This is a genomic window from Melioribacteraceae bacterium 4301-Me, assembly GCA_041538185.1.
GTDB lineage: Bacteria > Bacteroidota > Ignavibacteria > Ignavibacteriales > Melioribacteraceae > Pyranulibacter > Pyranulibacter aquaticus.
The window spans coordinates 249,048-264,391 of the sequence record JBGORM010000003.1 but is presented as its reverse complement, the minus strand read 5'-3'; the positions used below and the strand labels follow the sequence as shown (position 1 = coordinate 264,391).

Sequence of the window (15,344 nt, the reverse complement as noted above, 5' to 3'; positions counted from 1 at the left end):
GCAAAAACCTCCAAAAATTAATCTTTTAATAAAAATTCAGACTTTTAATTTAGATATAATACTAAATATTGTCAAGAAAATCAGTCTTTATAAGTCAGCTTTTTCTTCAACTGAAGTCTGTTCACTTACTATCTGCTGTTCAGATATTTTTTCTGCTTCAACTTCCTCTTCAGTTAATATTATGTTTCTATATTTTTTCAATCCAGTTCCTGCAGGGATTAGGTGACCCATTACAACGTTTTCTTTAAGTCCATTTAATGTATCTACCTTTGCCGCTGTAGCAGCATTAGTTAATACTTTAGTTGTTTCTTGGAAAGAAGCAGCAGAAATGAAGCTTTCCGTAGAAAGTGCTGCCTGGGTAATTCCTAATAATACGTTTTCAAAAGTAGCTGGTTCAGCATCTCTAAAAACAACCGTCTTTTTATTTTTTCGAGTTAAATCGGCATTTATTTCTCGCATCTTAGATTTTGGAACTAACTGACCAGCTTTTAATTTGCTTTGTCCTGGATCAATCACGTAAACCATGTTCTTCAAGCTTTCATTTTCTTCAATAAATTTATTTCTATCAACTAAATCCTCTTCAATAAATTTAGAATCACCGGATGAAATAACTTTCAGTTTCTGCAGCATTTGTTTTACAATTACCTCTATATGCTTATCATTTATTTTAACACCTTGCAATCTGTAAACATCTTGAATTTCGTTTACAAGGTATTCTTGAACGGCGTTAGGTCCCTTAATTTTCAAAATGTCGTGGGGGTCTATCGGTCCATCTGTAATTTTCTCACCAGCTGGAATTTCATCACCCTCTTGTACTAGAATATGTTTCCCATAAGGAACATTATATACTTTTTCTATTGAACCATCTAAAGAGACAACTATAATTTCGCGCGAGCCTTTTTTTCTAGCGCCAAATTTAACTATACCTTCTATTTCTGAAACTATAGCCGGATCATGAGGACTGCGGGCTTCAAATAACTCTGTAACTCTTGGCAAACCACCTGTAATGTCTCTTGTTTTAGAAGCTTGTTTAGAAATTTTAGCAAGCACCGTTCCTGCATTTATTATTTCGCCCTCTTCAACTGACAAGTAAGCACGAGTTGGTATGTTAAATATTTTTTCATTTCCATTATCATCAACAATTGCAATACTTGGTGTTAAGTTTTTATCTTTAGATTCAATTACAACTTTTTGAACGTGGCCTGTTTGTTCATCAGCAACTTGTTGGATAGTAATGTTATCAATCAAATCGATAAATTTTACTCGTCCGCCTACATCAGTTAATATTACAGAATTATACGGGTCATGGTTATACAGCGCTTGGCCTTTTTTTACTTGCTGCCCATTTTCAACTAAAAGTTCTGCGCCGTAGGGAATTTCAAATTTTTTAATTTGGCGGTTATCCTCATCATAAATTCCGATAGTGCCCCTTCTTCCTATAACAACTTTAACTTTCCCAAAGAAGTCAGTTTTTTCAACGTAATTTATTCTATCAAATCTAACTGTACCGGCAACATTAGTTTCCACTTGAGATTGGCTAGCAATACGAGAAGAAGTACCACCCAAGTGAAAAGTTCTTAAAGTTAGCTGGGTACCAGGCTCACCTATTGATTGAGCCGCTATTATTCCAACGGCTTCGCCTATTTCAACCAGGTCACCAGTAGTTAAATTTCTACCATAGCATTTAGCACAAACACCTCGTTTTGATTCACAAGTTAAAACTGTTCTAATATAAACTTGGTCAATGTTTGCCTCATCAATTCTTTCTGCAATTTCTTCTGTAATTAATTCACCAGCTTCTATAATTAATTCATCGTTCCTCGGGTCATAAATATCCTCTTGTGCCACTCTACCTGTAATTCTTTCAGCAAGTGGTTCTCGTTCAAGTTCCACATCTTTTAATGCTGTAATATATACGCCACGAATAGTACCACAATCGATTTCAGAAACAATAACATCTTGAGCAACATCACATAATCTTCTTGTTAAATATCCAGCATCTGCTGTTTTTAATGCGGTGTCAGCCAAACCTTTTCTTGCACCGTGAGTAGATATAAAATATTCAAGAACTGACAGCCCTTCTTTAAAATTAGCAACTATTGGGTTTTCAATTATTTCACCCGATTGACCAGTTAAGCTTTTCTGTGGTTTCATCATTAACCCACGCATTCCTGCTAACTGACGAACTTGTTCTTGAGAACCTCTAGCGCCAGAATCAACCATCATGTGCAGTGGGTTAAAACCTGACTGATCTGTTTTGAGTCTATCCATTAAATATTTTGATACGTTATTGGTAGTATGTGTCCAAACGTCAATAATTTTGTTATATCTTTCAGCGTCTGTTATCAAACCTTGTTCATGTTCGTTCAAGATACTAGAAACTTTTTTATTCGATTCTTCTATCAACTTTTCTTTTTCTTCGGGTATAAGCATATCGCTAAAGCTAATGGATATACCTGCTGCTGTTGCATATCTGTAACCAAGTTCTTTTAAGTCATCCAAGAATTTTGCTGTTACTACATTACCCAGCTTAATGAACATTTTGTAGATTAATCCACTGAAGATTTTTTTGACAAGCAATTCATTAATAAATCCCATTTCTTTAGGTACAATATCATTAAATATAACTCGTCCTGGCGTAGTTTCTATAAATTGGTCGTCTATTTTAACTTTAATTTTAGCATGGAGATCAACAATTTTATTATCGTAAGCTATAAGGACTTCTTCTCTGCTACCAAAAATTTTACCTTCGCCTTTTGCACCAGTTTTAACCTTAGTTAAATAGTAACATCCAAGCACTATATCTTGAGTTGGAATAACAATTGGGCTGCCATTTTGTGGAGAAAGGATGTTATGACTGCTAAGCATCAACAAAGCAGCTTCTAGTTGAGCTTCGTAAGACAGAGGTACATGCACTGCCATCTGGTCACCGTCGAAGTCAGCATTAAATGCCGTGCAGACCATTGGGTGTAATTGAATAGCTTTACCATCAATTAAAATAGGTTGGAAAGCTTGAATACCCAATCTATGTAGAGTAGGTGCTCTGTTAAGTAAAACAGGATGTCCATCAATTAATCTCTCAAGTATTTCCCAAATAATAGGATCTTTTCTATCAACTGCTTTTCTTGCACTTTTTACTGTTTTATAATGACCTCGTTCTATCAATTTTCTTATGATAAAAGGCTTGAACAGTTCTACTGCCATATCTTTGGGTAATCCGCATTGATGTAATTTTAATTCTGGTCCTACAACAATAACAGAGCGGCCAGAATAATCAACACGTTTTCCTAATAGGTTTTGCCTGAATCTACCTTGTTTGCCTTTGAGCATATCGCTCAAAGATTTTAATGGCCGATTACCGTCACTACGCACAGCGCTTGCTCTTCTAGAGTTATCAAAAAGAGCATCAACAGCTTCCTGAAGCATTCTTTTTTCATTGCGTAGTATGACCTCAGGTGCCTTTATGTCTATAAGTCTTTTTAAACGATTATTTCTAATAATAACTCGTCTATACAGGTCATTTAAATCACTTGTTGCAAATCTTCCACCTTCTAATGGAACTAATGGGCGTAATTCTGGAGGAATAACAGGTATAACACTTAAAACCATCCATTCAGGTTTATTTACAACTTTACCTTCTTCTTCTCTAAATGAATCGAGTACTCTAAGTCTTTTTAAAATATCAGTTCGTTTTTGTTGAGAAGTTTCAACAGCGAGCTGAGCTTTCAACTCTGCAAAAGTGGCTTCAATATTTGTTCTCTTTAATAACTCTTTAACCCCTTCACCGCCTATTTTTGCAACGAATTTTTTGGGATCGTTATCGTCAAGCGCATCGTTATCATGAGGCAATGAATTTAATATTTCGTAGTATTGGTCCTCAGAAATTAAGTCCTTATAGCTAAGTCCAGTTACCCCTGGGTTTAGAACCACATAAGATTCGTAATAAATTATTTTTTCTAGTTCTTTGGTAGATATTCCAACAATATTACCTATTTTAGATGGAAGAGCTTTAAAGAACCAAATATGAACAACAGGTACGGCAAGGGAAATATGGCCCATTCTTTCTCGTCTAACACTTTTTAGAGTAACTTCAACGCCGCATCTATCGCAAACAATACCTTTGTAGCGGATACCTTTATATTTTCCACAAGCGCATTCCCAGTCTTTCACAGGCCCAAATATTTTTTCACAGAACAATCCATCTTTCTCGGGCCTAAAAGATCTATAATTTATTGTTTCTGGTTTTGTAACTTCGCCATGTGATCTAGTAAGAATATCATCAGGACTTGCCAAGCTAATAGTAATTTTTTCTATTTCTTTTATCTTGGTTTCTTGGGTTTTTAACCTCATTTTAATCTCCTTCTAACTAGTTTAACTAGTTAATTTTTACGTTAAGGCCCAGGCCTTGTAGTTCTTTAATCATAACATTAAAGGCTTCAGGAATATTTGGTTCAGCTATATTTTCTCCTTTAACAATAGACTCATAAGTTTTTGCTCTTCCGGCCACATCATCACTCTTCACAGTAAGTATTTCTCTAAGAGTATGAGCAGCACCATAGCCTTCAAGAGCCCATACTTCCATTTCGCCAAATCTTTGTCCACCAAATTGTGCTTTACCGCCAAGCGGTTGTTGAGTTATCAGTGAATAAGGACCTATTGATCTTGCGTGGATTTTATCATCAACCATATGACCTAATTTCATCATGTAGATATAGCCGCATGTTACCTTTTGATGAAATCTTTCGCCCGTTCTGCCATCGTATAACCATGTTTTACTTCCTTCATACAAATCAGCTTTTTTAATCCATTCCTCTACATCGGTAACCTTAGCGCCGTCAAAAATTGGAGTTTCAAATTTTACGCCTAATTTATGACCAACCCATCCAAGAGCAGTTTCATACAGCTGGCCAAGATTCATTCTTGATGGAACGCCTAATGGATTAAGAACTATGTCAACTGGTGTACCATCTTCATGATAAGGCATATCTTCTACAGGAACAATTTTGGCAACAACACCCTTATTACCATGTCTGCCTGCCATTTTATCGCCTACAGATAATTTTCTTTTCTTTGCTACATAAACTTTTGCAAGCTGTACAATTCCTGGCGGCAGCTCATCACCGGATTGGATTTTCAATTTCTCTCTTTTATAGTCTTCTTCTATATCAGAAAGAAGATTAAAATAGTTAGTATAAAGAGTTTTAATTAACTCGTTAGTTTGTTTCCTTTCAAACCAATCTTGAGTGTAATCTAATTTCGTAACATCTTCGAATGAAGAAAAAGTAGTTTCTTTAATTAAAGAGCCACTTCTTAAAACTATCGCACCTTCTAAGTCTCTTATTCCAGTTGTTGTTTTGCCAAGTGTAATTTTAGTCAATTTATCAACTAATTTATTGTAATAATGTTTTTTCTTTTTCTCATAGTCAGCATCTAACGCTTCTAACTGCTTCTTTTCAATTTTTTTAGATTCTGCATCTTTGCGCTTTCTGCTAAATAATCTTGTTTTAATTACGGTGCCTTTAAGACCTGGAGGCGCTTTGAGCGAAGCGTCCTTTACATCTCCAGCTTTATCACCAAATATTGCTTTTAATAATTTTTCTTCGGGGGTTGGGTCCGTTTCCCCTTTAGGTGTAATTTTCCCAATTAGTATATCCCCTTCCTTTACTTCAGCACCTTCTCTCACAATACCAAACTCATCTAAATCTTTAGTTGCTTCTTCACTTACATTAGGGATATCTCTCGTAAGTTCTTCTTCTCCTCTTTTTGTTTCTCTTACTTGTAATTCAAATTCTTCTATATGAATTGAAGTAAAAACATCCTCAGCAACTAATCTTTCACTAATAATAATTGCATCCTCAAAATTATAGCCACGCCAAGGCATGAATGCTACAGAGACATTTCTTCCTAATGCTAATTCTCCTTTTTCAATAGCCGGACCATCGGCAAGTACATCGCCCTTTTTAATTTTTTGACCCGTAAAAACAACCGGTTTTTGATTGAAACATGTTTCTTGATTAGTCCCAGCAAATTTTGTTAAAGTGTAAGTAACTCTCCTTTCATCATCAAAATTTACTATTGTAAGTGGATCATCAGGGTCTGTATCGTATTTTACAATAATTTTACAAGCATCAGCATATTCAACCTCTCCATTATCTTCAGCGATTATTACAGAACGCGAGTCTCTTGCAACTTTTTGTTCCATACCTGTACCAACAATTGGTGCCTCAGGTACTAATAGTGGCACTGCTTGACGTTGCATGTTCGAGCCCATTAATGCTCTATTTGCATCATCATGTTCTAAGAACGGAATTAAGGCAGCAGCTGCACTAACTATTTGAGCAGGGGCAACATCCATATAGTGAACTTCCTCAGGTGCAACTACTGGGAATTCTCCCTTGCGTCTACATTTTACTCTTTCATTGATAAATTTACCCTGCTCATCGATTGGAGCATTAGCTTGAGCTATTGTAAATTCGTCTTCCTGATCAGCGCTTAAGTAGTCAACACTGTTAGTAACCTTTCCATCTTTTACTTTTCTGTAGGGGGTTTCAAGAAATCCATAATTATTTACTCTTGCATAAATTGTTAATGAGGAAATAAGTCCTATGTTTGGACCTTCAGGTGTTTCAATTGGACAAAGTCTACCATAATGGGAATGATGAACGTCTCTTACTTCAAAGCCTGCTCTTTCTCTTGTTAAGCCACCTGGACCTAAGGCTGACACTCTGCGCTTGTGAGTCAGTTCAGAAAGTGGATTTGTCTGGTCCATAAACTGGGACAATTGATTAGTCCCAAAGAAAGCATTTATTACACTTGTAATTGTTCTTGCATTTACAAGGTCCTGTGGCTGCATATTTTCGTTATCACGCATATTCATTCTTTCTTTTATTGTTCTTGCCATTCTTGCAAGACCAACATTATACTGTTGCATTAATTGCTCGCCCACAGTTCTAACTCTTCTATTACCAAGGTGGTCAATATCGTCTACAGGGACATTACCATTTTTTAGTTTAATAATATTTTTCATTATTGCAATAATGTCCTCAAGAGTAAGCACTTTAACATTAGAAGGGATGTTTAAATTCAGTTTATCATTCATTCTAAAACGGCCTACTTCTCCCAAGTCATATCTTTTTTCATTAAAGAACAATTTATCAATTAGACCTTGGGCAGTTTCCAAATCAGGTGCTTCTCCTGATCTTAGTTGACGATAAATAGCATAAAGAGCTTCCTCTTTATTAGTAGAAGTATCTTTCTTAAGCGTATTTATAATTAAGTCTTGTTCAAATGAGGTTTCAAGACTAATCAATTTGACGGAATGAATAGGCGATTTCTTTATACTTTCAATTACTTCTTCAGTTAATTGTCCTTCTTTTGCAACATAAATTTCACCAGTTTGGGTATCGATCACATCTTCGGCGGAAATTCTACCAGTATGATCGTCTATATTTAATTTTTTTACAGGGACTTCTTCTATAAGATTAAACAGATTTAAGATTTGCTCGTCGGTCTCATAGCCCAAAGCTCTAAGCAAAGTAGTAGATGGGAATTTTTTTCTTCTATCTATATAAACATAAAGTACATTATTAATATCAGTAGCGAACTCAACCCACGAACCTCTAAAAGGAATTATTCTTGCTGAATATATTGGAGTTCCATTAGGGTGAACAGTTTGAGAGAAAGCGACCCCGGGTGAGCGGTGAAGCTGGCTTACAACAACTCTTTCAGCGCCGTTAATAATAAATGTACCTCGTTCGGTCATAAAAGGCAAATTACCAAGATAAACCTCTTGTTCAACGGAATTAATGTACTCACCAGTCTCATCGTCTTTAGTAGAAAGTCTCAATTTAGCTTTTAGAGGAGCGGAGTAAGTTAGACCTCTTTCTTCACATTCAGCTATAGAAAATCTTGGCTTTTCAACATTGTATTCAATAAAATCAAGGCGATAGAACTCTTTGTTATCGAAGATGGGAAAATTTACATTAAAAACTGCTTGAAGCCCTTTGTTCTCTCGCTTAGAAGGCGGAGTTTTTAGCTGAAGAAAATCTTCAAACGACTCAAGTTGAATATTAAGTAAATCCGGAACCTTCAATGCTGGAACAATCGAACCAAACGAAATTCTATTCGTAGTTTTGTTAATTTTATTTTTTTCCAACTCTTACCTCCCAAGTTGAATTATATGTTTCTTTCATGCTCAATGAAAGAAGTGGTAATGCAGTTAAAACTGTATTACCACTAAATTTGAAAAACGGAATTTATAACAGACTGACTTACTTTATTTGAACAGTTGCACCTGCCTCTTCAAGCTCTTTTTTGATCTTTTCAGCCTCTTCCTTAGATATAGCTTCTTTAACAGTTTTTGGAGCACCATCTACTAAATCTTTTGCTTCTTTTAAACCAAGTCCCGTATGAGCACGTACTACTTTAATTACATTAATTTTCTTATCACCAGCAGATTGAAGTATAACATCGAATTCGGTTTTTTCTTCTGCAGGCGCTGCAGCTGCTCCAGCTGCCGGTGCACCTGCCATAATCACTGGTGCTGCAGCTGTTACTCCAAATTCATCTTCTAAGGCTTTTTTCAGTTCAGCTGCTTCAACTAAAGTAAGCCCTTTAATTTTTTCTACTATTTCAGCAATTTTTTCTGACATTTTATTACTCCTCTTTTTAATTTCATTTACAAATAGTTATGCTGCTTGTTTTTTGCTTATTTGGTCAACAACACTTACCAAATCTCTTATAACAGAATTAATAGCGCCTACTATTCCAGATGCGGGCGATCCAACACTGCCAATAATACTTGCCATGATTTCATCTTTCGTAGGCATAGAAGCTAATGTATCCAGTTGATTAGCATCGTAATAGGTCGATTCAATATAACATCCCTTGAACGAGAATTTTTTATTTTCGTCGTAATATTTTTTTATAATTTTTGCAGGAGCTACAAAGTTTTCCCCCGCAAACGCTACACCCGTCATACCAACAAGATTTTCAAGTAATTTATCATATCCACCGGTTTCTTCGAGTGCCTTTCTAAAAAGAGTATTTTTCAACACCTTATAAGTTACACCCTCTTGTTTAAATGACCTACGCAAGGAATTAATATCAGCGACGTTAATTCCGCTATAATCAACAAGGAAAACACCAGTAGAATTGTTAATTAACTCTTTAATCTGCGATATGACCTCGGCTTTTTCAGTTTTTTTCATCTTACTCCCAATTTCTTGCTTGAAATCAGTTCATAAAGTTAGAAGCATTTATTTTTTGAGTGCGTAATTTCTTATTTAGTTGCAATACTTGGTTCATCTTTAGTGATTTTTAAACCTGGTCCCATAGTAGTAGATAAGTACACACTTTTAATATACTGTCCTTTTGCAGAAGAAGGCTTTAATTTCACAATTGTTTGCAAAAATGAACGAGTATTTTCTACTAATTGTTCATGAGAAAACGACAATTTACCAAGAGAAGAGTGAACAATTCCAGCTTTATCAACTCTAAACTCTATTTTACCCGCCTTAATTTCTTTAACTGCTTTAGCAACGTCATTTGTAACAGTGCCGCTTTTAGGATTAGGCATTAAACCTTTGGGACCAAGGACTTTACCTAATTTACCTACCTCGCCCATTGTATCAGGTGTTGCAATTATAACATCAACATCAGACCAACCATTTTTTATTTTTTCTATATATTCTTCGAAGCCAGCGTAATCTGCTCCAGCTTTAAGTGCTTCTTCCGCCAGCGAACCTTTTGCAATTACAAGAACTTTAACTTTTTTACCTGTCCCATGGGGTAAGGATACAGTTCCACGTACCATTTGGTCAGCATGACGAGGGTCGACACCCAATCTAACAGCGCAGTCTAACGACTCAGTAAATTTAACCTTAGAAATTTCTTTCAAAATTTTCACGGCTTCTTCTAAGGTATATTCTTTTTGTAGGTCAACCTTTTTAATAATATCTTTGTTTCTTTTTGTAGTTGGTTTCATTTTACCATCCTAAGATTTAATCTTCAACTGTTATTCCCATGCTTCTTGCTGTTCCGGCAATCATACTAACAGCACTTTCAATATCATGAGCATTTAGGTCTTTTAATTTCATTTCAGCTATTTCTCTAACTTGAGCTTTAGTAACTTTCGCCACTTTAGTTTTATTAGGTTCAGGTGAACCTTTTTCTATTTTAGCAGCTTTTTTCAACAGCACCGCTGCAGGGGGTGTTTTTGTAATAAAAGTAAAAGACTTATCAGAATAAACAGTTATAACAACTGGAATAATCAGGCCGCTTTTATCAGCAGTTCTAGCGTTAAATTGTTTACAAAACTCCATAATATTAACGCCTTTTTGTCCTAAAGCCGGACCAACAGGTGGCGAGGGATTAGCTTGTCCCGCCGGTATTTGAAGTTTAATATAGCCTTCAATTTTTTTTGCCATAATATTACCTTTAATGAATTTACTTTTCTAGTTCAGCTTGAACAAAGTCGATTTCAACTGGGGTCTTTCTCCCAAAAATAGAAACCATGACTTTTATTTTCATTTTTTCTTCATTTACTTCTTGCACTACACCCGAGAAATTATTAAACGGACCATCAATAATTTTTACAAAATCCCCGGCTCTAAATATTGTTTCAGTTCTTTCTGTCTCATCGCTTTGAGAAATACGGCCGACTATTCTTTTAACTTCTTCAGGCATAAGTGGTATGGGATTCTTCTTGGTACCTAAAAAACCCATTACCGAAGGAGTGTTAATAATAAAGTCCTTAGCCTTTATATCCAGGTCAGCGCAAACTAATATGTAGCCAGGGAAAAAATTTTTCTTTTTTGTTTTTTTCTTACCATCTTTAACTTCGAAAACTTTTTCGGTAGGAACAAGTATTTCAAAAATTCTAGAACGTAGTTCCTCGTTATCTTTTAATTCTGATTCAATTAAAGACTTAACCTTGTTCTCGTGGCCAGAAAAAGTCCTAACCACATACCATTTAGCATTTTGATTTTCCAAGACTAGAATATTCCTTTTAGAATTTGAGAAATTGCCATATCAACAACATAAGTAAAAGCAGCTAAGATTAAACATACGACAATAACAATTGAAGTTGAGTCTTTTAACTCTTCTTTTGTTGGCCAAGTTACTTTTTTCATTTCCTTGACAACATCATTAACGAAGTTAATTATTTTCTCTTTCATATTAGGTCATTATAAAATTTTCTATTTGCACGTCAGGAGGGACTCGAACCCCCAGCCTGCGGTTTTGGAGACCGCTGCTCTAGCCAATTGAGCTACTGACGTAGTTATTTAGTCTCCTTAAAAATTACGTGTTTTCTGGCTATGGGGTCATATTTTTTATATTCAGCGCGGCCAGGGTGATTTCTTTTATTTTTAGTAGTAGTATACCTATAACCAGTACCTGCTGTGCTTTCAAGTGTAATTATTTGTCTAACGTTTTTAGATTTAGCCATTATTTCACCAAAAATTAATTTTTACTTTAAAACGAACATGTATAAAAACTTTTCGTACTTTTGAGCTGATGACCGGGATTGAACCGGTGACCTCTTCCTTACCAAGGAAGTGCTCTACCAACTGAGCTACATCAGCATCATTTAATTTCAAAAAAATATAAGAACTTCGCGTGAGCGGGAGACGGGACTCGAACCCGCGACCAACAGCTTGGAAGGCTGTGACTCTAGCCAACTGAGTTACTCCCGCAAAGTTTAATTTCAAGTGGGCGGCGAGGGATTCGAACCCCCAAAGGCATTCGCCAACGGATTTACAGTCCGCCCCGGCTCTCCAACTCCGGCGTCCGCCCCTAATAATTCACAGCATCGATTTTTGACGAGCTTCAAAAATAGTGGGATATATTATAAAATGCAAGAAAACTAAGATGGTTATTTCTACCTAAATAATTTTCAAAATATTTAAGGTAAACTTTAAAATTAGGGCTGCTTGACTTTCGGAATTATAACCTCGTACCACAACAAGGGAAAATCAAAGACAGCCCTTCAGATTTAGTCCATCATCATTCTTAAAAAGGAAGAGCTTCCATCTTCAAAATCTTCATTTTTTCTTCTCTTTTTGTCATTAACTTCAAATGCATCTAACTGGTCAGAACTACTATTAGAGGCAAGGCCATTATCTTTTTTTCTCAAATCATCAGTATTATTCTTCCAGCGAAATATAGTTGGTATATCCAAATCAGCATGGTCTTTAAATTCATAAGCTTTAGCATCGAAGCCACCTACAGCAGACACTTTTTGTGGTTTTTCTCTTTCTATTTTCTCTTCTTTTTGATTGTTTGATGCAGAAAGTGCACCATGAGAATCAAAGCCTGTGGCAATAACTGTGTAGGAAATATACTCACCCATTTCTTCTTTGCTAACCAAGCCGAATATAATATTTGCTTCTTCACCTGCAGCTTCGTATAAAACTTTATTTCCTTCTTCAATTTCCTGCATTGTCATATTTGGAGAACCTGTAATATTAAGTAGAATATTTTTAGCACCTTTAATAGAAACTCCTTCCAATAGTGGTGAACTAATAGCTTTTTGAGCTGCTTCAATCGCCCTATTTTCACCGCTCGAAATTCCGCAGCCCATAAGTGCCTCGCCGCTATGTTTCATTACTGAACGGACATCAGCAAAATCAACATTTATAATGCCTGGAACAGTAATAATATCTGCTATTCCGCGGGTAGCTTCATATAATACTTCGTTGGGTTTATCAAATGCTGTTAGTGCCGTAACGGCACTATCCAGTATGTTTAATATTCTTTCATTTGGAATAACAATTAAACTATCAACATATTCTCTCAATTCTGCTATACCTTGAATTGCATTTTGTGTTCTTAATTTCCCTTCCCATCTAAAAGGTTTAGTAACTATTCCAATTACAAGCGCACCTTGACTTTTAGCAATAGAAGCCACAATTGGAGCGGCTCCTGTACCTGTACCCCCTCCCATTCCAGCTGTAACAAAGACCATATCGCTTCCTCTTAGGGCGTTTTCAATTTTATCTCTGTCTTCTTCAGCAGCTTTTCTTCCTACATTAGGGTCAGCTCCAGCACCTAATCCTTTTGTTATATTACTCCCAATTTGGATTTTAACCTGGGCTAAATTTCTCTGTAGTACTTGAGCGTCTGTGTTAATTGCAATGTATTCAACTCCAGATAGTCCCTTTTTAATCATGCTTTCAATTGCATTGCAACCTCCACCTCCTACGCCAACTACTTTAAGTACAGCAGACATAGGGCGTTCTTCTTCTCTGTCGAGAGCAATAAATTTTAATTTGCTTTTGTTATTGTTATCATTCATACTACCTCCTTGTTGTGGTTTATTTATAATTCGTCAAAAAATTCTTGAACTTTTTTTAAAAATGAGCTTAACTTTATTTTGTTTTGTTTTTTTTCTTTTTTTAAACTTTCACTCTCAGATGTATCGCTTCCGGGAATACCGCGAACTAACCCGGCAACAGTGGCAAATTCTGGACTGCTAATTTCATCAGCTAATCCCGTTCCTAAGTCCATAGGCACACCAATCCGTGCCGGCAATCCAAAAACCTCTTCGGCAAGATCAACACTACCTTTTAGTAATGAGCCGCCTCCAGTTAAAACTACACCTGCCTTAATTCTATTTTTAAATCCAATCTGCCTTACTTCATTTTCAATCAAAGAAAACAATTCCTTCATTCTAAGATTTATTATTTGAGTTAGCAGTGTAATTGGAATTTTAATATTACCTCTTGCACCTACTCCTTTTATGTAAATGTCTTCGTCTTTTATTATAGATTCTTCTGTAGCATAACCATATTCTTTCTTTAATTTCTCTGCTTCCAGGGAAACAATTCCCAATGCCTCTCGTATATCATTAGTTACCTGATTGCCTGCAACACCTATTACTTTTGTGTGTTTAATGCTTTTATTGTGAAATACAGCTATATCAGTTGTCCCACCGCCGATATCAATTAGTAAAACCCCCAGGTCTTTTTCATTTTCATCCAACACAGAATAACTCGAAGCAATTGGCTGCAAAACATAATCTTTAACAAGGAAGCCAGCTCTTTCTACAGATTTTTTTATGTTTTGCATTGCTGGTATTGAAGCCAGCACAACATGGTTTACAGCTTCTAATCTTGAGCCGGACATCCCAATTGGATCTTCTATGCCTCCTTGATAGTCAACAAAAAATTCTTCTGGAATAATGTGAAGTATTTGTCTATCTGAAGGAATCCGTATAGTTCTCACATCAGCTTTTAATCTGTCTAAATCTTCTTTGGTTATTTCTTTTTCGGGATTATTTATTGTTACATAATTTCTGTGTCTTAGACTCGTAATATGTTCGCCGGCTACACCCACATTTAATTCTCTAACGCTCATTCCTGCTCTGTTCGATGCCACTTCCATTGCTTCTTTAATAGCCTCGGCTGTTTTCGAAATATTAGCTATCAATCCTCTGTTTAATCCTTCTGAAGGAGCTACTCCAAAGCCTAGAACATTTAATCCGCTATCAGTTTGTTCGGCTATTACAGCGCAAACTTTTGTGGTTCCCAAATCTAAACCAGCAACAATATTTCTCTTCATGATTTATTTCCCCCTGTTGATAAATAATCGCTCTTAACGCCCAAGTATATATGCCCGTTAAATCTTAAGTCGAGGTACTCAAGATAATCTTTCAAATTATCTATGTTAATGTTATTCCAAAGACTATTTAAGTAGGCTACTTTTTTAATTTCATTGCTTCTGCCAATTACTACAGGAAATTGCAAAGAAGAAAACAACATTAAAATATCTCCACCTCTTCTCATGTTTATTTCAGACAATTCATCATACATTCCAGGGTTTAGCAATTTTACTGCAGAAATGATTTTTGAGGCAATCAATACATCGTTATTATTTTTTAGTGTAGAGAAAAGTTTAATTTCATCAAGCTGTTGTGGATTTGAAATTACTGGATAATCTATTCTGCGTGTTCCGTTCAAAATTGGTATTACTTGAAGTTCATCAGTCAGTAAATATTGAGTACTGTCTTTCATTAATATTGACTCGAAATTCTTTTCATTTATAAAGACAGAAACTTTATTATAAGCATCATATTTTACATCCACACTTGCTATGTATGGATGTTTTTGAAATCTGTCTTTAATTATTTGCAGTGTGATGTCCTTGTAATTTTTCTTATCCGTCAAATTTGCAAATTCTAAATACTGTTCTTTACTTAAATGGTTATTTCCAATTAATTCTATGAACTCTATTGCGTAGTTTTGGTCACTACCAACATTAACGAATAAATAAAATAAAGTACTTGTAATTATTATCAAGAACAATACACTCCATATTTTAACTTGCTTTTTCATTTTTAAATG

At 35.6% G+C, this 15,344-nt stretch carries 12 protein-coding genes and 4 tRNA genes; all 16 read right to left on the bottom strand.

Features of this window, described 5'->3' with window-relative positions; all coding sequences use genetic code 11:
• Positions 1–87: 87 nt before the first annotated feature.
• Positions 88–4,350: a DNA-directed RNA polymerase subunit beta' gene (rpoC, locus tag ABRY23_07170; protein ID MFA3782825.1), complete on the bottom strand. Its 4,263-nt coding sequence runs from the start codon at positions 4,348–4,350 to the stop codon at positions 88–90.
• A gap of 25 nt (positions 4,351–4,375) precedes the next feature.
• Positions 4,376–8,155, bottom strand: coding sequence for a DNA-directed RNA polymerase subunit beta (gene rpoB / locus ABRY23_07165; protein MFA3782824.1), 3,780 nt, complete (start codon positions 8,153–8,155; stop codon positions 4,376–4,378).
• A gap of 115 nt (positions 8,156–8,270) precedes the next feature.
• A complete protein-coding gene (gene rplL, locus ABRY23_07160; GenBank protein ID MFA3782823.1) occupies positions 8,271–8,651 on the bottom strand; it encodes a 50S ribosomal protein L7/L12 in 381 nt (126 codons plus the stop codon).
• A gap of 36 nt (positions 8,652–8,687) precedes the next feature.
• Complete coding sequence (rplJ, locus tag ABRY23_07155; GenBank protein ID MFA3782822.1) at positions 8,688–9,209, bottom strand: 50S ribosomal protein L10; 522 nt, start codon at positions 9,207–9,209, stop codon at positions 8,688–8,690.
• Positions 9,210–9,280: 71 nt separating this feature from the next.
• Positions 9,281–9,985, bottom strand: a complete 705-nt coding sequence (gene rplA / locus ABRY23_07150) for a 50S ribosomal protein L1 (GenBank protein ID MFA3782821.1) — start codon at positions 9,983–9,985, stop codon at positions 9,281–9,283.
• A gap of 16 nt (positions 9,986–10,001) precedes the next feature.
• A complete protein-coding gene (rplK, locus tag ABRY23_07145; GenBank protein ID MFA3782820.1) occupies positions 10,002–10,427 on the bottom strand; it encodes a 50S ribosomal protein L11 in 426 nt (141 codons plus the stop codon).
• 19 nt (positions 10,428–10,446) lie between these two features.
• Positions 10,447–10,992 carry a transcription termination/antitermination protein NusG gene (gene nusG / locus ABRY23_07140; GenBank protein MFA3782819.1) on the bottom strand — a complete coding sequence of 182 codons (546 nt, stop codon included), beginning with the start codon at positions 10,990–10,992 and terminating at the stop codon, positions 10,447–10,449.
• 2 nt (positions 10,993–10,994) lie between these two features.
• Positions 10,995–11,177: a preprotein translocase subunit SecE gene (secE, locus tag ABRY23_07135; GenBank protein ID MFA3782818.1), complete on the bottom strand. Its 183-nt coding sequence runs from the start codon at positions 11,175–11,177 to the stop codon at positions 10,995–10,997.
• A gap of 28 nt (positions 11,178–11,205) precedes the next feature.
• Positions 11,206–11,279: transfer RNA gene (locus ABRY23_07130), tRNA-Trp, on the bottom strand.
• 2 nt (positions 11,280–11,281) lie between these two features.
• The gene (gene rpmG, locus ABRY23_07125) at positions 11,282–11,449 is read right to left on the bottom strand and encodes a 50S ribosomal protein L33 (protein ID MFA3782817.1); all 168 of its coding nucleotides are present in this window, start codon (positions 11,447–11,449) and stop codon (positions 11,282–11,284) included.
• 63 nt (positions 11,450–11,512) lie between these two features.
• Positions 11,513–11,585: transfer RNA gene (locus ABRY23_07120), tRNA-Thr, on the bottom strand.
• A 37-nt stretch (positions 11,586–11,622) separates the two neighbouring features.
• A tRNA-Gly gene (locus ABRY23_07115) sits at positions 11,623–11,696 on the bottom strand.
• 16 nt (positions 11,697–11,712) lie between these two features.
• Positions 11,713–11,796 (bottom strand) — tRNA-Tyr (locus ABRY23_07110).
• A gap of 199 nt (positions 11,797–11,995) precedes the next feature.
• Entirely contained in the window at positions 11,996–13,231 is a 1,236-nt protein-coding gene (gene ftsZ / locus ABRY23_07105; GenBank protein ID MFA3782816.1) for a cell division protein FtsZ, read from the bottom strand.
• Between the two features lie 89 nt (positions 13,232–13,320).
• The gene (ftsA, locus tag ABRY23_07100; GenBank protein ID MFA3782815.1) at positions 13,321–14,562 is read right to left on the bottom strand and encodes a cell division protein FtsA; all 1,242 of its coding nucleotides are present in this window, start codon (positions 14,560–14,562) and stop codon (positions 13,321–13,323) included.
• Positions 14,559–15,335, bottom strand: a complete 777-nt coding sequence (locus ABRY23_07095) for a cell division protein FtsQ/DivIB (GenBank protein MFA3782814.1) — start codon at positions 15,333–15,335, stop codon at positions 14,559–14,561. The genes ftsA and ABRY23_07095 overlap by 4 nt, the downstream gene beginning before the upstream one ends.
• Between the last annotated feature and the right edge of the window lie 9 nt (positions 15,336–15,344).